The organism is Streptomyces sp. NBC_00236 (genome assembly GCF_036195045.1).
Taxonomy (GTDB): domain Bacteria; phylum Actinomycetota; class Actinomycetes; order Streptomycetales; family Streptomycetaceae; genus Streptomyces.
The window spans coordinates 6,657,144-6,676,537 of record NZ_CP108100.1 but is presented as its reverse complement, the minus strand read 5'-3'; the positions used below and the strand labels follow the sequence as shown (position 1 = coordinate 6,676,537).

Annotated in this window: 15 protein-coding genes and 1 pseudogene; 9 read left to right on the top strand and 7 right to left on the bottom strand. The window is 70.7% G+C overall.

Features of this window, described 5'->3' with window-relative positions; translation table 11 throughout:
* The first annotated feature begins 148 nt into the window (after positions 1-148).
* Complete coding sequence (locus OG446_RS29850; protein ID WP_328896906.1) at positions 149-958, top strand: leucine-rich repeat domain-containing protein; 810 nt, start codon at positions 149-151, stop codon at positions 956-958.
* Positions 959-1,255: 297 nt separating this feature from the next.
* On the opposite strand, the gene OG446_RS29845 is transcribed toward OG446_RS29850, so the two are convergent.
* The 3 genes from OG446_RS29845 to OG446_RS29835 form a co-directional block, all read right to left on the bottom strand.
* Positions 1,256-1,462 carry a hypothetical protein gene (locus tag OG446_RS29845; RefSeq protein WP_328896905.1) on the bottom strand — a complete coding sequence of 69 codons (207 nt, stop codon included), beginning with the start codon at positions 1,460-1,462 and terminating at the stop codon, positions 1,256-1,258.
* 131 nt (positions 1,463-1,593) lie between these two features.
* Positions 1,594-2,064, bottom strand: coding sequence for a cyanase (gene cynS, locus OG446_RS29840; RefSeq protein WP_328896904.1), 471 nt, complete (start codon positions 2,062-2,064; stop codon positions 1,594-1,596).
* Between the two features lie 198 nt (positions 2,065-2,262).
* Positions 2,263-2,862 carry a carbonic anhydrase gene (locus OG446_RS29835; RefSeq protein ID WP_328896903.1) on the bottom strand — a complete coding sequence of 200 codons (600 nt, stop codon included), beginning with the start codon at positions 2,860-2,862 and terminating at the stop codon, positions 2,263-2,265.
* A 125-nt stretch (positions 2,863-2,987) separates the two neighbouring features.
* Between OG446_RS29835 and cynR the strand changes: the two genes are divergently transcribed.
* The gene (gene cynR / locus OG446_RS29830) at positions 2,988-3,893 is read left to right on the top strand and encodes a transcriptional regulator CynR (protein ID WP_328896902.1); all 906 of its coding nucleotides are present in this window, start codon (positions 2,988-2,990) and stop codon (positions 3,891-3,893) included.
* Positions 3,894-3,911: 18 nt separating this feature from the next.
* Here the strand turns inward: cynR and OG446_RS29825 are convergent, their stop codons facing one another.
* Entirely contained in the window at positions 3,912-5,375 is a 1,464-nt protein-coding gene (locus OG446_RS29825; protein WP_328896901.1) for a flavin-containing monooxygenase, read from the bottom strand.
* Positions 5,376-5,611: 236 nt separating this feature from the next.
* On the opposite strand from OG446_RS29825, the pseudogene OG446_RS29820 reads away from it, so the two are divergent.
* Both OG446_RS29820 and OG446_RS29815 read left to right on the top strand, forming a co-directional pair.
* Positions 5,612-6,590: pseudogene (locus OG446_RS29820) on the top strand (ATP-binding cassette domain-containing protein).
* Positions 6,587-7,378, top strand: coding sequence for an ABC transporter permease (locus tag OG446_RS29815; RefSeq protein ID WP_328896900.1), 792 nt, complete (start codon positions 6,587-6,589; stop codon positions 7,376-7,378). The pseudogene OG446_RS29820 and the gene OG446_RS29815 overlap by 4 nt, the downstream one beginning before the upstream one ends.
* Here the strand turns inward: OG446_RS29815 and OG446_RS29810 are convergent.
* Positions 7,359-10,478: an ATP-binding protein gene (locus OG446_RS29810; RefSeq protein WP_328896899.1), complete on the bottom strand. Its 3,120-nt coding sequence runs from the start codon at positions 10,476-10,478 to the stop codon at positions 7,359-7,361. The two genes, OG446_RS29815 and OG446_RS29810, sit on opposite strands and share 20 nt — an antisense overlap.
* A 412-nt stretch (positions 10,479-10,890) precedes the next feature.
* Between OG446_RS29810 and OG446_RS29805 the strand changes: the two genes are divergently transcribed.
* Complete coding sequence (locus OG446_RS29805) at positions 10,891-12,420, top strand: helix-turn-helix domain-containing protein (RefSeq protein WP_328896898.1); 1,530 nt, start codon at positions 10,891-10,893, stop codon at positions 12,418-12,420.
* Positions 12,421-12,523: 103 nt separating this feature from the next.
* Here the strand turns inward: OG446_RS29805 and OG446_RS29800 are convergent, their stop codons facing one another.
* Entirely contained in the window at positions 12,524-13,813 is a 1,290-nt protein-coding gene (locus OG446_RS29800; RefSeq protein WP_328896897.1) for a glycoside hydrolase family 6 protein, read from the bottom strand.
* A gap of 143 nt (positions 13,814-13,956) precedes the next feature.
* Positions 13,957-14,922, bottom strand: a complete 966-nt coding sequence (locus OG446_RS29795) for a glycoside hydrolase family 6 protein (RefSeq protein WP_328896896.1) — start codon at positions 14,920-14,922, stop codon at positions 13,957-13,959.
* A gap of 421 nt (positions 14,923-15,343) precedes the next feature.
* On the opposite strand from OG446_RS29795, the gene OG446_RS29790 reads away from it, so the two are divergent.
* The 4 genes from OG446_RS29790 to OG446_RS29775 all read left to right on the top strand — a co-directional run bounded on the left by OG446_RS29790 (position 15,344) and on the right by OG446_RS29775 (position 19,339).
* Positions 15,344-16,357, top strand: coding sequence for a LacI family DNA-binding transcriptional regulator (locus tag OG446_RS29790; RefSeq protein ID WP_328896895.1), 1,014 nt, complete (start codon positions 15,344-15,346; stop codon positions 16,355-16,357).
* 215 nt (positions 16,358-16,572) lie between these two features.
* Complete coding sequence (modA, locus tag OG446_RS29785; protein ID WP_328896894.1) at positions 16,573-17,400, top strand: molybdate ABC transporter substrate-binding protein; 828 nt, start codon at positions 16,573-16,575, stop codon at positions 17,398-17,400.
* Positions 17,397-18,257 (top strand): molybdate ABC transporter permease subunit, encoded by an 861-nt coding sequence (gene modB, locus OG446_RS29780; protein WP_328896893.1) that lies wholly within the window; start codon positions 17,397-17,399, stop codon positions 18,255-18,257. The genes modA and modB overlap by 4 nt, the downstream gene beginning before the upstream one ends.
* Positions 18,254-19,339 carry an ABC transporter ATP-binding protein gene (locus OG446_RS29775; RefSeq protein ID WP_328896892.1) on the top strand — a complete coding sequence of 362 codons (1,086 nt, stop codon included), beginning with the start codon at positions 18,254-18,256 and terminating at the stop codon, positions 19,337-19,339. The genes modB and OG446_RS29775 overlap by 4 nt, the downstream gene beginning before the upstream one ends.
* The last annotated feature ends 55 nt before the right edge of the window (positions 19,340-19,394 follow it).

Here is a 19,394-nt window from a genome sequence, read left to right as displayed (position 1 = left end):
ACGTCTACTTCCGGTCCCGTCCGCATGTGGAACGTCACGCAATTCCCCATCAGCAGCGCCAGCTTCTCCGCGCAAGCGTTCGCCCCTGAGTCTCTCTCGCCCGCATAGTCACTGAAGCGGCCCCCAGCAACCTCCGTATCTTGGTGCCATGACGGACGAGGAAGAACCGAGGCTCTACGTGAACCGTTGGGGCGACACATCAGATCCAGCCCCGGAGCGGCGGGGGCCCCGCCAGGACGCGTGCTCGTGCTTCGACCAGTCCAGGCCGCAACCGCGAGCCCGCGTCGGGTTCCACACCGAACGGCAGGACACCTCCGCCCCGGGCTGGCAGCACCTGCTAGAGCTGGTCGATGAGGCCATCGCCGACGGGCGCGAAGAGTTCCGTCCCCTCACCGAGCTGAGCCCGGAAGAGCGGCGGCAGGTCATCACCCTGCCCCCGAGCATCGCCATGCTGACGGCGGTCAAACACCTGGTGCTCTACGGCAGCAACTTGGTTCGCATCCCGCCCGAGATCGGATCCATGACCAGCCTGGAGGAGTTCACCCCCTACACCTCATACCGGCTGCACTGGTTCCCCTACGAGATCACCCGATGCTGGAAGCTGACCCGCAGCACAGTGAGCACGCGCGCGTTGTTCGGCAATGAGAAGCTGCGGCCGCCCTTCCCGAGACTTCAGCCTGCCCAGGACTCCGTCACGGACCTCGATCTGGAGAACCTGGATCCCCGGCGATGGGGCGACACCGCCATCCATCGCTGCGGTGTCTGCGACCATCCGATCGCACAAGACGGACTCCATCAGGTGTGGATCTCGCTACGCGTGGCCACCGACGTGCTTCCTTTGCTGGTCAGCGCCTGCTCGTCGGCGTGTGTCGCCGAACTGCCCGACGGTGCGAAGGGCTACATCCCCACACCACACACAGGCGGCCGAGTCGATCAGCCGGCGTCCGACTGGGACTGACCAGCCGACGTGACCGCCAACGCCGCGACCGATCCCACGTGATCGTTTGCCAACCAACTTAGTCGTGGCAGGTCAGCGCGACCCCGGCGACTAACTTCAGTGTCAAAGGACAGTGCTTGTCCGCTGTCATCCCGTCGAGGTGTTCTACGGCGACCCCAGTCGTTTCGGCTTCCTCGCCGGCGAGCCTCCAGCCGTACGCGCCTGGCCGTACCGCCTCTCGAACACGCCGCCTTCTCGGCCGCGCCGCCTTCTCGGCCCGGCCGCACCGCCTCTCGATCGGGCCGGTCGGAGCGGAGGTCAGTCGATGGGGACGTCGGCCGCACGGCGCTTGCCGTCGTTGCGTTCCTGCCAGAGCCTGTACACGTCAACTGCCGTGTCGCGCTCCTCGTAGCGCATGGGCAGGCGCCGCTCGTCCCAGTCCTTGACGATCACGGTCGCACATGGCCGGCCACCCTCCTCGACGTTGAGACGGGCGATGCCGATGGTGCGCTGTGCGAAGTCCATGCGGAGTCCTTTGCGGAACAGGAAGGTCGTACCGTCCGGCGGGAGAAGGAGGTCAAGCCGTCCGGCAGGAGAAGGAGGGGCGGGCCGATGCTGTTGCGGGCCCGCCCCCTGGCGCTGCGGGCTCGGCCGGATCAGAAGGGCTGGGTCGGGAGGTACTTGCCGTCCAGGGTGATGACGGCGCGCTCGCCACCCTCGGGGTCGGCGACCTTCTTCACGTCGAGCTTGAAGTTGATCGCGGAGATGATGCCGTCGCCGAACTGCTCGTGCACCAGAGCCTTGAGCGTGGTGCCGTAGACCTGGAGCATCTCGTAGAAGCGGTAGATGGTCGGGTCGGTCGGGATTCCGCCGGGGACGGAGCCGCGGGTCGGGATGGTCTGCAGCACCGTCGCGTCTGCGGCGTCCAGGCCCAGGAGTTCAGAGACGGCCTCTGCCGACGCCTTCGGCAGTGCGTGCTGACCGAGCACGGCGGCGGTGACGAACGCGACCGACAGCCCCGCGGCGTCGGAGATCTGCTGCCAGGACAGGTCCTTGCGCATCTTGGCGTCGACGGCCTTGGCGGCCAGTGCCTGACGGGCGGTGCTGTCGAACTGGGCGTGGATCATGAGAAGGGCTTCCTTTCGGGTGTGCCGCTCGCCGGGGGAAGACAGGGAAACGGCAGGTACGGGGGTTCAGTGGTGGGGCGCGCCATCGGGCGGCAGAGGATCGGGCCCGGGCGCCGGGTCAGGCTGCGAGGGCGGCCGCACGGGCGGTCAGGGGCGGCCGGGCGGGCGGTCAGGCTGCCAGGGCGGCCGGACGGGCGGTCAGGCTGCCAGGGCGGCCGGACGGGCGGCGTCGAGTTCGTCGACGGTGCCGGTGGGAATGTCATAGACCCAGCCGCGCAAGGTGACCGACCTCGTGCCCAGAGCCCGCGCCACCGAGGGGTGGGTGGCCAGGTTCGCCAGCTGGGCGAGCACGTTCTGCCGCACCAGGTCTTCCACCTTCTGCGCATCCCCCGCGGCGGCGCCGCGGGCAACGGAGGCGTCCGCGTGCCGCAGCCAGTCGGCGATCGCCGGGGCGCCACTGAGGTCGTGGTGTTCGGCGATGGCGGTCATCGCGCCGCAGGCGGAGTGCCCGCACACCACGATGTCGCTCACGCCCAGGACCGCGACGGCGTACTCGACACTGGCTGCCACCCCGTCCGGGCCGGGCGCGTGGGCGGGGACGAGGTTACCGGCGGTGCGGATGACGAACAGCTCACCCGGCTCGCTGTGGGTGATCAGCTCCGGCACGACGCGAGCATCGGAACAGCTGATGAACAGTGTCGACGGCCGGTGAGTCGCGGCCAGGTGGGCGAAAAGCTCCGCTTTGGCCGGGTAGACGTCTCGCTGGAATCGCGCGACTCCCTCGGTGAGGTCATGCATGGTCACTCCCTTCCGTGGATGCCGGCCCCGTGGGGGCTGACGTTCTCCACCGTGCATGACCTGTACCTATAGCGTCCAAGACGTGTTATCCATTACTGCTATCGATGTCACCTATAGTCGTGGGTATGGCTCCGGAACTCCGTCACCTGCGCTACCTGCTCGCCGTCGTCGAGCACGCCAATTTCACCCGCGCCGCCGAAGCCCTGCACATCTCCCAGCCGACGCTCTCCCAGCAGGTCAAACAGCTCGAACGCACCGTCGGCGTCCAGCTGCTGGACCGTACCGGCCGCACCGTCCGGCTCACCGATGCCGGAGAGGCCTATGTTCACTACGCCCGGCGGGCCCTGCGCGACCTGGCGGCAGCCGAACGCGCGGTGCTGGACGTGTCCGACCTCTCCCGGGGCCACCTCCGCCTCGCGGTCACCCCCACGTTCACCGCCTACCTCGTCGGCCCTCTCGTCGCCGAACTCCACGCCCACCACCCCGGCATCACCCTGGACATCAAGGAAATGCCCCAGGACCGCATCGAGGCCGGGCTCCTGGCGGACGAACTCGACCTCGGCATCGCCTTCCAAGGCGCCCACCTGCCGGGCATCACCGCCGCCCCTCTGTATGCCGAAACCCTCAGCCTTGTCGTCGCCGGACACCCGGGCGTCCCCGCCCCGCCGCAGCCCTTGCCTGTGGCCGACCTGTCAGGACGCCAACTCGCGCTGCTCAGCGACGACTTCGCCACTCGTGGCCATATCGACGTCTACTTCACCGCTCACAAGGTGCAGCCACGCATCGCGGTGGAGGCCAACTCCATCCAGGCCCTCACCGAGATTGTCCGGCGTACGGAACTCGCCACCGTTCTGCCCGACGCCATCACCCATGGGCACGCCCTCCTCACCCCCGTTCCCCTCGATCCGGCCCTGCCTGCCCGCACCGTCACCCTGTTGCAGCGGGAAAGCGCCTACCGGAGCGCCGCCGCGCGCGCCTTCACGGTCCTCACTCAGCACCACATCCGCACGCGCGGCTACGTTCCCGCCTGACGTGTAAAGGCGCCTTGCTCAACATTCCGCACGCGCTCGGCTCAGGCCCGCGTAGCGGTGTGCCACTCCGCCGGGAAGCAGGTATTCGGCCAGCAGGTTGCCTGCCCGGCGCGACGGCACCCCCATGTCGTGCAGGAGCTCGTCCGCACAGTGGATGTCGTACGGGCCGAAGTCGTAGCCGCCGGAGCCCGGCAGTACCTGCTCCTGCCAGGCCAGGCGAGCGTCGGTGGCCTCCTCCATCTCCTGTTCGCCCGGGGCGGTGAGCAGCCTCTCCAGGAAATGTCCGGTCAGCCAGTGTGCGGTGAGTTCCATTCCCATGATGTTGTTGAACACCTGCCGGAATCCGACGAACCCCAGCCGGTCGGCGCCGGGGGGCACGATGCCTCGGTAGAGCCGCAGCCGACCGTCGGCATCGTGCACGCGCACCCTCGGGTCCAGGAACGGGAAGGTCTTGTGGTGCCCCGTGGCGAACACGACGACATCCGCCGCCGCTTCCTCGCCCGTCGCCAGTCGCAGCCCCTTGTCGGTGTACGCCTCGACGGCACTGACTCTGGGGGCGATCAGACCGCGGCGGACGGCCCGCACGTAGCCGCGTGGCATCACTCCCGCGTGGGCGAGGTGGAAGGGGAGCGCGTGAGCGGGCCGCAGGTGCTTCGGCAACCGGTACAGCCCGGTGGAGAGCAGCGTGTCGTGGGTGATGAGCCACCACAGGGCCCGCTTGACCCGCTCGTCGATGCGGTCGACCGGAGGGACACAGGCCGGATCGTGGTAGCGGGGCAGGAGCGCCTCACCGAGCCGGGTGAACAGGATCCACTTGTACCCGACCAGGCCGAGCAGATAGCGCTCGGGGATCATCCAGTTCACCTTGCGCTGCACGAGCGTGGCCGAGGCCGCCTCGCGTGCGGCTCGGGTGACCAGGTCCAGTGCGGACTTGCCGCCGCCCACGACAACCACGCGCTGCCCCTTGAACGCCCCGGCCCGCACCTCGTTGGAGTGCAGTACCGTCCCACGGAACAGCTCACGCCCGGGCAGCTCGGGCATGCGCACATGATGATGAGCCCCACTGGCGACCACGACACAGTCGAATGTCTCGCGATGAACGTCCGCCGCCCCGTCCCCGGCGGGCCGGGAGCCGACCGTCCAGCCGCAGGCGCCCATCCGCCCGGGCCCCTCCACCGGCCGGACGGAGACCACTTCGGAACCGGGCCGGACGCGGTCCAGTACACCGAAGGTCTCCGCGTAGCTCGCCAGATAGCGCTGCGTCTCCACCGCGCCGGCGAAGTGCAGGCGGTTCGGCAGGTCGGCGAACTCGAAGATGCGGCGCGCGGACTGGTTCGCCAGCCCGTCGTAGCAGCCCTCTGCTGACCAGACTCCGCCGACCTGCTGGTACTTGTCGAAGACCGTGACGTCGAAGCCGTTCTCCAGCAGCACCTTGGCGGTGGCGATTCCCCCGGGGCCGGCCCCGACCACGCACGCTCTCATCAGCTGTCACTCCCGTTCGGGCGATGGCCGTGTCCAGCCCGCTCATCATCCCGGTTGCGGGCCTCCATGCCCAGGGCGCACGGCGATACCCGGGGCATCGGAGTGGGGCCGGCTGCCCGGCGCCACGGGATTCCTCGCCCACGAGGCACTGGGGAGGGCGCGTCCGAGGCCCGGTTTCAGGGCGCTGAAACCGTCGTGAAACCGCAGTGAATGTGCCCTGCCGCAACCTCCTCGGCATGACGACAACCACTTCGCACTCTCTCGCCATCGCGGCCAAGGGGCTGCACAAGGCCTACGGGGACAAGACAGTCCTCGACGGCATCGACATCGAGGTGCCGGCCGGGACGGTCTTCGCGCTGCTGGGACCGAACGGCGCCGGCAAGACCACCGCCGTGAAGATCCCTCTCCACCCTCGTCACCGCCGACGCCGGCGACCTCCACGTCGGCGGCCACAACCTGACCACCGCCCCCCAGGCCGTACGCGCCACCATCGGCGTCACCGGACAGTTCTCCGCCGTCGACGGACTCATCACCGGCGAGGAGAACATGCTCCTCATGGCCGACCTCCACCACCTCTCCAAGCAGGAAGGACGCCGGGTCGCCGCCGAACTCCTCGAACGCTTCGACCTCACCCACGCCGCGAAAAAACCCGCCTCCACCTACTCCGGCGGCATGAAACGCCGCCTCGACATCGCCATGACCCTCGTCGGCAACCCCCGCATCATCTTCCTCGACGAACCCACCACCGGCCTCGACCCCCGCTCCCGCCACACCATGTGGAACATCATCCGCACCCTCGTCACCCACGGCGTCACCGTCTTCCTCACCACCCAGTACCTCGAAGAAGCCGACGAACTCGCCGACCGCATCGCCGTACTGAACAACGGCACAATCGCCGCCGAAGGCACCGCCGAGGAACTCAAACGACTCGTCCCCGGCGGACACGTCCGCCTCCGCTTCACCGACCCCCACACCTACCGCTCAGCCGCCACCGCCCTGCGCGAGGCCACCCGGAACGACGAGGCACTGTCACTCCACATCCCCAGCGACGGCACCCAGCGCGAACTGCGCGCCATCCTCGACTGGCTGGACTCCGCCGGCATCGAGGCCGACGAACTCACCGTCCACACCCCCGACCTCGACGACGTGTTCTTCGCCCTCACCAGCTCCACCGTGCCGGCCCAGGCCGCCCAGTCCAAGGAGACAGCCCGATGAGTACCCTCGCCCTCGCCGTCCGCGACTCGAACACCATGCTCCGCCGCAACCTCCTGCACGCCCGGCGCTACCCGTCCATGACCCTGAACCTGCTGCTCACGCCGATCATGATGCTGCTGCTCTTCGTCTACATCTTCGGCGACGTCATGAGCGCGGGCATCGGCGGCGGCACCGCGGACCGCTCCGACTACATCGCCTACATCGTCCCGGGCATCTTGATGATGACCATCGGAAGCACCGTGATCGGGGCCGCCGTCTCCGTCTCCACCGATATGACCGAGGGCCTCATCGCCCGCTTCCGCACGATGGCGGTCTACCGCGGCTCGGTGATCGTCGGGCACGTCGTCGGCAGTGTGCTTCAGGTACTCGCCAGCCTGCTCCTCGTCGGCCTGGTCGCCGTGGCCATCGGGTTCCGGTCCACGGACGCCACCGCCCTGGAGTGGCTCGCGGCATTCGGGCTGCTCGCCCTGTTCGCCACCGCGCTCACCTGGATCGCCGTCGGGATGGGCATGGCCAGCCCGAACGCCGAGGCGGCCGGCAACATGGCCATGCCGCTGATCCTTCTCCCGCTCATCTCCAGCGCCTTCATCCCGGCCGACACGATGCCGGGCTGGTTCCGGCCGATCGCCGAGTACCAGCCCTTCACCCCCGCCATCGAAACCCTGCGTGGCCTGCTTCTCGGCACCGAGATCGGCAACGACTGGTGGATCGCGATCGCCTGGTGCCTCGCACTGATCGCGCTCGGCTACCGCTGGTCGATGGCCCAGTTCAACCGCGACCCGAAGTGAGTGCGCGGGCTGCGTCCCGCAGCTCGTCACGCTCCAGGGCGGCATACTCCGACACCGCGTCGGCGTACGCCGCCCGGTCGGCGTTCTCGGCCGCCCGCCTGGCCCGGTCCGCTGACATCGTGGGCTGGAAGTCGCGCATCACCCGCAGTCGTTCGGCCAGCGCGAGCATCCGTATCGCAGTGGCATCGTCATCGCCGGAGGCGAGCCCCGCCAGGCCGAGGGCGTGCAGCACCGTACCGAACACGGGGAGCTGCCAGGGCGCGCCGGGCGGGCCGGAGAGCAGGGTACGCAGCCCGTTCCGCAGCCGGTCGAGCGGCTCCGCGACCAGTTCGAGACGGTCGGCGTACGCGTGCGCCGAGACCGCCACCGCCTGGAGGTGCAGCGCCGACGGGTCGAGCCGGAGTTCGTCGCCCTGCGGCGAACCGGCCTCGGGCATCCACTCCACGACGCCGCGCCACAGGCCGAGGCCGACCTCCGTCAGCCCGCGGGCGAGCGCGATCTCGGCCCGCCCGGCGAGGTCGGGCCGGTAGAAGGAGTCCGGCTCCCGGGTGTTGTCGCGCTCCGCCTGCCGCAGCCAGTACTCGGCCTCCTCCGGATCGCCGCGCTGCAGGCAGGCGAGGACGAGGCTCGTACGGATGAAGAGGTAGTCGTGTCCGTCGCCGAGCCGCGGCACCACGTCCAGGGTCGCCTTGAGGTGCTCGTACGCCTCGTCACCCCGCCCCGTCCGCAGGCACAGCTCGCTGAGCCGGGAGTGCCCCGTGAGCTGCATGGACGGGCTCTCGACCGGGGCCAGCTCGGTGAGTATCCGGCGGGCCGAGGTGAGCGCGCGGTCGATGTCGTGCTCGTACTCCCAGACATACGTGGCGATGGACTCGGCGACTCCGGCGACCAGCGGCTGGTCGCTTTCGCAGAGCCCGCGCAGCACGTCGTGGTCGGGAGGGAGCATCTCGGGGATCGCGCTCAGCACCGCCCCGATGGCGCGAAGGAGCGTGTCCGGCGGGGCCGTCGGCAGCCGCCGGAGGGTGACGAGCTGACGTACGGCGACCGGGCCGTGGGCCATGAACAGACCCGCCGTGCACATCACCGCGGCAGCGCGGGCGACCTCGACGTACGCGGGCTCGGGGTGGTAGTGGGAGAGCGGCGGGCCGGTCTCCGAGGCGAGGGCAGCGAGCCGCGGGAAGCCCGAGTCGGTGGCCCACAGGGCGGCGAGGACGGCGGTGAGGGCGGCGAGGGCGGGTGCGTCCTCGCGCCCCAGGGCATGCCGCAGGGCGAGGACGAGGTTGTCCTGCTCGGGCCTGATGCGCTCCCAGGCGGCCCGTGGTTCCGACCGGAAGAACCAGTCGTGGTACGTGGCCCCGAAGTCCCTCGCCCAGGTGAGGAACCGGCGGACTGCCTCCTCGTCCTCGCCCGCCTCCGCGCGCCGGGCGGCGCTGAACTCCCGTACGGTCTCCAGCATCCGGAACCGTACGCCTGCCGGGGTGTCGGCGACGGTGAGCAGCGACTGATCGGTCAACTGCTCCAGCAGGAACAGCACATCGTCGCCGAGGACGTGCTCCGCCGCTTCGCCGGAGAAGCCGCCGGGGAAGACGGACAGCGTGCGCAGCGCCGCCCGGGCGTCCTCCGCGAGCAGGTTCCAGCTCCAGTCGACGACCGCGTGCAGGGTGCGGTGGCGTTCCGGGGCGTCCCGGGCTCCGCCGCGAAGGAGCGCGAACCTGTCTCCGAGGCGGCGGCCGATCTCCGGCACAGAGAGCACGCGAACCCGCGCCGCGGCCAACTCCACGGCGAGCGGCAGCCCTTCGAGGTCGCGGCAGAGTTCCGCGACCTCGTCCGGCGGCAGTTCCACGCCGGGCCGGGCGGCCCTGGCCCGCTGTGTGAACAGCTCGACCGAGGTGTCGGGGGCCAGCTCCGGCAGTGCGTACAACGCCTCCGAGGTGAGTCCCAGCGGGGCGCGGCTGGTGGCGAGTACCCGCAGGCCCTTCGAGGACGAGACGAGGGCCCGTACGAGGTCGGCGGCGCCCCGGATCACCTGCTCGCAGTTGTCGAGGACCAGGAGCGCGGGTGCGGAGCCGAGCGCACCGAGGATGCCGGCCACCGGGTCGGCCGCCGCCTGGCCGCTCATCGCGCCCGCGCCGAGCGCGGAGGCCACCTCAGCGGCCACGTCCGCGTCCGCGGTGACGCCGGCGAGCGGCACGAAGTACACCACGCGCTGTTCGGCGCGGCGGCTGACGGCGTGCGAGAGCCGGGTCTTGCCGAGGCCGCCGGGGCCGACGACGGTGACGGCTCGGGAGGTACGCAGCAGGCCCTGCACCGCCGCGATGTCCTCGTCCCTGCCGAGCAGCGGATTCGGCTCGTGCGGTACGCCGTGCCTGACCGCGGGCGCCTCGCCGCGCAGCAGCTCGTGCTGTACGGCCTTGAGCCCGGCACCCGGATCCGTGCCGAGTTCGTCGCGGAGCTCACCGCGGTAGGCCTCGTACCGCGTCAGCGCGGCCGACGGGCCCGCCGTCGCGGCCTCGCCGCGCAGCAGCTCGGCGAGCACCTCCTCGTCGCGGGGGTGCTCGGCGGCGGCTGCGGCCAGCGGTCCGGCCGCCTCCGCGTGCCTCCCGAGACGGGCGAGCGCGAGGGCCTGTGCGCGTACGAGCGCGCCGCGGACGGGGGCGCGCTCGGCACGCAGGGCGGCCACGGGGTCGCCGGCGTCGCCTGCCCCGTCGGGCGTGCCCGCCCACAGCGCGAGCCCGGCCTCGGCCGCGGCGAGCGACCCCGCGTGGTCGCCGGCCCTGGCCCGGTCCGCGCTCGCTGTGGCGTGCAGCAGCAGGGCGGAGGTGTCGACCTGTTCCTCGGAGAGCGCGAGCCGGTATCCGGTCGGCGTACTGGCGATGACGTCGGCGCCCAGCAGTGACCGCGCCCGGGACACGAGAACCTGCACCGCCTTGCCCGGCCGCTCCGGCAACTCGTCCGGCCACAGCCCCTCCACGAGCCGCCCGCTGCTGCAGCCCGTGCGCAGGTCGCCCGCGAGCAGCGCGAGTAGACCGCGCAGCCGGGGCGCGGTGAGTTCCTGTCCCCGGTAGGCGACGCGCGGCAGCAGGGTCAGGTCGGTGGTCACCCGTGCAGGTTAGCCAAGGCCCGCCCTTCGCAACCCCCAGGGCCCAACTCCCGCTGTGCGCACGGCCCTGCGCGGCACGTACCCTCCCCACCCGGCCGCCCGTACCGGCGGGTTCCGGTCCGGTACGGGCGGGGCTGCCGTTGCCGCGGAGGATGCCGGGCGCCGGCCCGGCCGCCCGTGGTGCACGTCGTCCCGACTCCTCGACAGGCCCGGGGACGCAGCCCGCGCCGCCTCCTGCCGGATGCCCGATGGGCGCACCCCACGTGCCGAACCGACGGCCCGGGCGGATCCTGGAGGTGGACAGCGCGTCCGTGCTGGGCCGCGCCCTCCTCCCGCGGCTCTGAACCCATTCGTCACTCGAACACCACACCCCCCGAACAGAGTCATCTCATATCTGAGATAGCCTTTCGGCATGTCAGATGATTACCTCGCACGCATCGGCAAGCTCATCCGTGACGCCCGTCAGCACCGGGGCTGGACACAGAGTCAGCTCGCCGAGGCGCTCGCCACCAGCCAGAGCGCCGTGAACCGCATCGAGCGCGGCAATCAAAACATCAGCCTTGAGATGATTGCCCGCATCGGTGAAGCACTCGACAGCGAAATCGTGTCGCTCGGCTACGCCGGCCCCATGCATCTGCGGGTGGTCGGCGGGCGCCGGCTCTCCGGATCCATCGACGTCAAGACCAGCAAGAACGCGTGCGTGGCACTGCTCTGCGCCACGCTGCTCAACAAGGGCCGCACGGTGCTGCGCCGGGTGGCCAGGATCGAGGAGGTCTACCGCCTCCTGGAGGTGCTGAACTCCATCGGGGTACGCGCCCGGTGGATCAACGACGGCACGGACCTGGAGATCATCCCGCCGGCCCGGCTCGACATGGACGCCATCGACGCGGACGCGGCCCGCCGAACCCGGTCGATCATCATGTTCCTCGGTCCGCTGCTCCACCGCATGGACCGGTTCAAGCTGCCGTACGCGGGCGGCTGCGACCTCGGCACCCGCACCATCGAGCCGCACATGATCGCACTGCGCCGCTTCGGTCTGGAGATCGCCGCGACCGAGGGCATCTACCACGCCCAGGTCGACCACTCCGTCGTCCCCGGCCGCCCCATCGTGCTGACCGAGCGCGGCGACACCGTGACCGAGAACGCGCTGCTGGCTGCCGCCCGGCACGACGGCACCACCGTCATCCGCAACGCGTCCTCCAACTACATGGTCCAGGACCTCTGCTTCTTCCTGGAGGCGCTGGGCGTACGGGTGGACGGCGTCGGTACGACGACACTGACCGTGCACGGGGTGCCGAACATCGACGTGGACGTCGACTACTCCCCCTCCGAGGACCCGGTCGAGGCGATGAGCCTGCTCGCCGCCGCCGTCGTCACGGAGTCCGAGCTGACGATCCGCCGGGTGCCGATCGAGTTCCTGGAGATCGAGCTCGCGGTCCTGGAGGAGATGGGCGTCGACTGCGCCCGCACCGCGGAGTACGCCGCCGACAACGGACGCACCCGCCTGGTGGACCTGACGGTCCGGCCCTCCAAACTGGAGGCGCCCATCGACAAGATCCACCCGATGCCGTTCCCGGGCCTCAACATCGACAACGTGCCGTTCTTCGCGGCCATCGCGGCCTCGGCCCACGGCCAGACCCTGATCCACGACTGGGTCTACGACAACCGCGCGATCTACCTCACCGACCTCAACCGCCTCGGCGGCCGGCTCCAACTCCTGGACCCGCACCGGGTGCTGGTCGAGGGCCCGACCCGGTGGCGCGCGGCGGAGATGATGTGCCCGCCGGCATTGCGGCCGGCCGTGGTGGTGCTGCTCGCGATGATGGCGGCCGAGGGAACCTCCGTACTGCGCAACGTGTATGTGATCAACCGCGGTTACGAGGAACTGGCGGAGCGGCTGAACTCGGTGGGGGCGCAGATCGAGATCTTCCGGGACATCTGAGCGGGCGCGGTGTCGTGCCCCTGGAGGACAAGGGGCACGACACCGCGGTCGGCCACGGGCCGAGGGCTGACCGTGGCCGGCCACGGTCAGGGATGAGCGGTGCTCAGCGGTTGAACGTCAGTCGGGGCGCCGCTTGACGGGCGAGGCCGTGGACGTAGTCGGGCCACCAGGTGCCGGCGGGAGGGTCGACGATGCCGTACTCGGGGTCGATGCTGCCCCCGGTGTTGCGCGTGCAGCTGCCGTCCGACTCTCCGGGGACCTTGATCCACAGGTAGGCGTCGGCGAGCGGATTCCCCGTGTCGGCCGTGGGCCGTGGGCCGATGCCGCGGCCGGGGGCGTTGCACCAGGGTTCGGCGTCACCGCTGTACTTGCCGGGCGGCGGGGTCCAGGCGCCCAGGCCGTTGCGGCTGGTGTCGATGACGAAGTGCTCGAGTTCGCCGGCCGGCGGGGTGCCGGTGTTCTGGTCGAACCAGGCATCCGTCCAGCGCCAGGTGGCGGGGTCCGTGGAGGAGACGGAACCGCCGGGGGTGCCGTCGTTGGGGGCGGCGGAGGAGTAGTACTGGTTGGCGCACCAGTCCGCGTGGCCGCGGGCCCAGTCGGGGCCCTTGGTGGCGAACCACATGCACTTGGCTATCCAGGCGCCGTAGCGGGCGTTGTGGTCGGTGGGGTGGGTGTTGGACACGTTCAGAGCGAAGCCGTCGCCGAGTTCGACGCCGGAGTCGAGCAGGCGCTGCGCCATGTCTCCGACGTGGCGCCACTGGACGTTGCCCGCGTCCAGGTAGACCGCGGCGCGGGGCTTGGACTTGAGGGTCTTGACCGCGTACGCGAGGTCGGCGAGACGGGTGGCGGTCAGTTCGCCGGTGGGGTCCGTGGTGGGGCTGCAGTCGCTGGGCAGCAGGGCGAGGCCGTCGGGCTCGACGATGACGACGGCCTTGCTGTCCCCGATGCCGGTGGCGAAGGCGTCGACCCACTGCCGGTACGCGGCGGAGGACGCGGCGCCACCGCTGGAGTACTGGGTGCAGTCCCGGCCGGGCACGTTGTAGGCGACCATGACGGGGGTGGTGCCCGCGGCCCGGGCTTTGCGTGTGAGCGTGGTGACCTCGGCACGGACCTCGGCGGGGGTTCCTTCGGTGAACCACTTCGACTGGGGCCAGCTTGCGAGGCGGGCCATATTGGCCGCGTTCCCGAGGTCGCCGTTCCTGAGGTCGGTCAGGGCCTGCCCGGCGGCCTTGCTGTGCCGGTCGACGTAGAACTTGGTGGACGGTGTGATCACGTCGTGGGATGTCGGCGCGGGCCCGGCCTGAGCCTGTGCCTGGGTCGAGGTGAGGGCGGCGCAGACGCCGAGCGCGGCAATCGCGGCGCCCGCGCGGCGCAGGACAAGGGCTGTTCTCAAGGGTGCTCCTAGCCAAGAGGCGAGTGGGGAAGGCCGCTGCGCGACGGGCGGGCCGGGGCGTGGATGCGGGCCGGCCCGTGCGGCGGTAGTACCTGGGGCCCGGTTGCGCCGCATGGACGGACCGGGCCCCAGGAGCCGGTGGGTCAGTACCCGTAGATCATTTTGTAGGCCACCTCGGGGAGGAACTGTCCGGCCGTGGAACCGGCGCCGACGCCGCAGTTCCCGTCGGACTCCCCCGGCGTCTTGATCCACAGGAGCATCTCGGCACCTCCCCCCTTCTGCGTGGGAGTGCCTGTGCGGCGGCCCGCGGGGTTGCACCACTGGCCGTTGGATCCGTTGCCGTTACGGCTGGTGTCGACGACGAACGGCCGGGTGTAGCCGTAACGGGCGCTGAGCTCGGCGTTGACGGCGTTGCCGAAGGCGGTGTTCTCGGCGGTCGAGTAGTAGTTGGAGATGTTCAGCGAGAAGCCGTGGGCCTGCCGCAGACCGGCGCCGTGCAGCCGCTGGGCCATGGTGGCGGGAGTGCCCCAGCCGGGGTTCCCCGCGTCGAGGTAGACCCACGCGTTGGGCGTCTGGCGCGTGAACTCGCCCAGTGCGCCCTTGATCATGGCCTCGCGCTCGGCGATCTGCGCCTGGTTCATGCAGCCGTAGTCCCCGAGGGAGTCGGGTTCGAGGACGACGACAGCCGGGCGCTGCCCGATCCCGCCGGCGAACTCTGCGATCCATTTCGCGTACGCGGCCGACGAGGAGGCGCCGCCACCGGAGTGCCCGCCGCAGTAGTCACGGTTGTACACGTTGTACGCGACGAGCACGGGCAGCTTGTCCCCGTAGTCCGCCGCCCCCACATAGGCGCCGGCGGCGGTGCCGATGCTGCCGCTCCAGGCACCGAACCACCGGGCCATGGGCGTGTTGGCGATGGACGCGCTGATCGCGGGAGCGCGGCCGTCGGCCGGGTTGGCCGTGACCCACTGCTTCACGCTGGAATTCGGGTCGACGTAGAAACCGCTGGTCATCGTCGTGGGATCGGCGGCGTGTGCGGACGGAGCGATGCTGAGCGTCAGGGGCAGCGCTATCAGGGCTGCCGTGAGCGCACGGATCTGGCGACGCATGAACGTACCTCGGCTTTCTGGCGGGGATACACCGCAGGCGTTCGTCCAGAGGCCCGCGGCGCGCAGAGGAGTGCGGTGGTACTGCGCCCCTGTGCCGGCGGCTCTCCGGCGGGGACGGCACACCTCAGGCATCAGCCACGAAACTTGGGAGCGCTCCCACTGGAAGCGCTTCCAGTCCCATCCAGACGTTCTGAGGTGATGGCCGGTATCGTGTGACGGAGCGCGCTCACTGTCAAGAGGCTCCTTCGCAACGCGCACTTCACACGACCGTCACGAGGTCATACTGTCCATAAAACTGGAAGCGCTCCCAGTCGTTCTACCCTCGTGGTCACAGGTGTTTGGCGGGCAGGCGGGCAGGCGGCCCAGGAGCGCGGGATGAGAAGCTTCCTCTCGTCCGGCCGCGAGGGAAGGCTCGAAGTTCATGGCAGTAGATGGGCCACGTCGGCAGCTCACCCTCGACGAGGTGGCCGAGCTCGCCGGCGTCTCGCGCTCGGTGGCCTCTCGTGTACTCAACAACGCCCCGCATGTCAGCCGCGCCAAGCGCGAGGCGGTCGAACGGGCCGTTCGGGAGCACGGTTACGTCCCGAATCCGAGGGCCCGGGCGCTGGCGACCCGTCAGACGGGGGCGGCGGCCCTCGTCATCTCCGGGGAGAACCCGTCGGTCTTCGCCGATCCGTTCTTCGCCCAGGTCATCGTCGGTGCCACCGGCGCACTGGAGGAGGCCGACCTCAACCTGATGTTGTGCCTGGCCGCCTCCGACCGGGGGCGCAAGCGGGTGGAACACCTGCTGCGGTCGAAAGGTGTGGACGGCGTCATGCTCATGGCCCTGCGCGAGGACGATCCGCTGGCGGGCATGGCCCAGGAAGCCGAGATTCCCGTCGTCTGCGGCGGTCGCCCGATCGGCCCGAAACCGCGCTGGTTCGTGGACGTCGACAATGTCGGCGGAGCCCGTGAGGCGACCGAGCACCTGATCGCGGCGGGCCGGACGCGCGTGGCCACCATCTGCGGACGCCTGGACACCGAGGTCGGACGCGCCCGGCACCGGGGCTACCGCGACGCCATGCTGGCCGCCGGCCTCGAACCGCTGCCGCCTGCGGAGGGAGACTTCACCGAGCCCAGCGGTGCGGACGCGATGGCCGCGCTCCTGAAGAACGAGCCCGGCATCGACGGGGTGTTCGCCGCCAACGACAACATGGGGGCCGGAGCGCTGCGTACCCTCCGGCAGGCTCGTCGGCTCGTCCCCGCCGATGTCGCGGTGATCGGCTTCGACGACCTCGCCGTCGCCCAGATCACCGACCCGCCCCTGACCACGGTCCACCAGCCCATCAGGGCGCTCGGGCAGGAGATGGCACGCATGCTCGTCGCGCTCATCGACGGAGGCGACCCGACCCCTCTGATCCTCCCCACCCACCTGGTCACCCGCTCCACCACCTGAGGAGCCGCGCCCGGCGGCCCTCTCCGGACCGACTCACGGCCCGGCTTCTCCGGGGTCCGGTTCCCGTACCGGGGCACAAGAATCCGTGCGAACGCACATACCACCCGTGCCAGGATTTGGCCCGACTCATGCGAAGTGACAGGAGACTTTCCCCTCGCATCTGCGGCAGTATCATCACGGTCGACGTGTCCGTCAGGACGAGAGGGAGCAGACCCGTGACGACCCGTACCGCACGCCGGACCCGCCGGACGCTTCAGGCGGCCGGTGCAGGTGTCGGCGCACTGCTGGCCCTGAGCGCCTGTTCCTCGTCCGACGACACCTCGTCCTCGACGTCGGGCTCCTCCGCGTCCGGCTCCTCGGGCCAACTGTCCGGCACGGTGACCGTGTTCGCCGCCGCCTCCCTCAAGGAGTCCTTCACGGCTCTGGGCAGGGAGTTCGAGGAGCAGCACCCCGGTACGAAGGTGACCTTCAGCTTCGGGGGCAGTGACTCGCTCGCCGCGAGCATCACCGGCGGTGCCCCGGCCGACGTCTTCGCCTCGGCCAGTCACAAGACGATGAAGATCGTCACCGATGCCGGGGACGCCTCCGGGACACCCGCCACCTTCGTCCGCAACCAGCTGGAGATCGCCACGCTCCCGGGCAACCCCGACGGGATCTCCTCCCTGAAGGACCTCACCGAGTCCGGCCTCAAGGTGGTCCTGTGCGACAAGGAGGTGCCCTGCGGCGCCGCCGCTCAGAAGGCCCTGGACGCCGCCGGGCTCGACCTCACGCCCGTCTCGTACGAGCAGGACGTCAAGTCCGCCCTGACCAAGATCGAGCTGAAGGAGGCCGACGCGGCCGTCGTGTACAAGACCGATGTGCACGCGGCGGGTGACAAGGTGGAGGGCGTGGACTTCCCCGAGTCGGCGAACGCCATCAACGACTACCCGATCGTCCAGCTCAAGGACACGCAGAACACCGGGGCCGCCAAGGCGTTCATCGCCCTGGTGCAGTCCCCCGCAGGCCAGAAGGTCCTGACCGGGGCCGGGTTCCTGAAGCCGTGACGGATCTCGGCAAGTCCGGCGCGGCGACCGGCCCCCTCCGGAGCGGGCCGCGGCGTCGGCGTGTCCGGACGGGCGTCGGCCGGGGTGTTCCGCTGCCTCTCCTGGTCCCCGCGCTGATCGGCCTGGCGTTCCTGATCGTGCCCCTGGTCGCGCTGCTCGTACGGGCCCCGTGGACCAGCATGCCCCAGCTGCTGACCAGCGCCGAGGTATGGCAGGCGCTCCGGCTGTCCCTGGTCTGCGCCACGGCCGCCACCGCGGTGAGTCTGGTCATCGGTGTGCCGCTGGCCTGGCTGCTGGCCCGTGTCGAGTTCCGCGGACGCGGCCTCGTACGGGCCCTGGTGACCCTGCCGCTCGTCCTGCCACCGGTGGTCGGCGGTGTGGCCCTGCTGATGGCACTCGGCCGCAACGGCATCGTCGGGAAGACGCTGGACGACTGGTTCGGGATCACCCTGCCGTTCACCACGGCGGGCGTCGTGATCGCGGAGGCATTCGTCGCGATGCCCTTCCTCGTCATCAGCGTCGAAGGCACCCTGCGCGCCGCCGACCCGCGCTTCGAGGAGGCTGCCGCCACGCTCGGCGCCTCCCGCTTCACCGCGTTCCGCCGGGTCACACTGCCGCTGATCGCGCCGGGCATCGCGGCCGGCGCCGTCCTGGCCTGGGCCCGCGCCCTGGGCGAGTTCGGCGCGACGATCACCTTTGCCGGCAACTTCCCCGGCCGTACCCAGACCATGCCGCTGGCCGTGTACCTGGCCCTGCAGAGCGACCCGGAGGCGGCCATCGCCCTCAGCCTGGTCCTGCTCGCCGTGTCCATCGCGGTGCTGGCCGGCCTGCGCGACCGTTGGATGACAGCAGGATGACCACCGAACCCCCCGCCCGCACCCCGCGCGCCGATGCGCCCCGGGAGGGACTCGACGCCCGCCTCGTCGTCGAGCGCGGCGCCTTCCGCCTCGATGTGACGCTGGCCGTCGCACCCGGTGAGGTCGTCGCCCTGCTCGGCCCCAACGGCGCCGGCAAGACCACGGCCCTGCGCGCCCTCGCCGGCCTGACGCCGCTCACCGACGGGCATCTGCGGCTGGACGGAACGGCGTTGGAGCGTACGCCGCCGGAGTCCCGCCCCGTCGGCGTCGTCTTCCAGGACTACCTGCTCTTCCCCCACCTCACCGCCCTGGACAATGTGGCCTTCGGACCACGCTGCCACGGGACGGCCAAGGCCGCGGCCCGTAGCGAGGCCGCGGAGTGGCTCGGCCGCCTCGGTCTCGCCGAGCACGTCGACGCCAAGCCGCGCAATCTGTCCGGCGGCCAGGCCCAGCGTGTCGCCCTGGCCCGCGCGCTGGCGACCCGGCCGCGCCTGCTGCTCCTGGACGAGCCGCTGGCGGCGCTGGACGCCCGCACCCGCCTGGAGGTCCGTTCGCAGCTCCGGCGGCATCTGGCCGAGTTCGAGGCCGTCGCCGTCCTGGTCACACACGATCCACTGGACGCGATGGTGCTGGCGGACCGACTGGTGGTGGTCGAGGAGGGCCGGGTCGTCCAGGAGGGCGTGCCGTCCCACATCGCCCGTCATCCCCGTACGGACTACATCGCCCGTCTGGTCGGCCTGAACCTCTACCGGGGCCTGGCCGACGGCCACACCGTCCGCCTCGACGACGGCCCTCCCGCCACCACCACGGAGGCCCTGTCCGGTCCGGTCTTCGTGGCCTTCCCGCCGAGCGCCGTCACCCTCCACCGCGACCGCCCCGCGGGCTCCAGCGCCCGCAACCTCTGGCAGTGCGAGATCGCGGGCCTGGAGACCCACGGCGACCAGATCCGCGCCGACCTCACCGGAGAGCTGCGTCTCACCGCGGACCTGACCACCGCCTCCGCCGCCGAACTCGACCTGCACCCGGGTGCGGCGGTCTGGGCGACCGTGAAGGCGGCGCAGACCCACGCCTACCCCGTCTGAGGCGGACGCGTACCCGCGGAGCCTGAACAGGAACGGGGCCCGGGGCGCCCGCAGT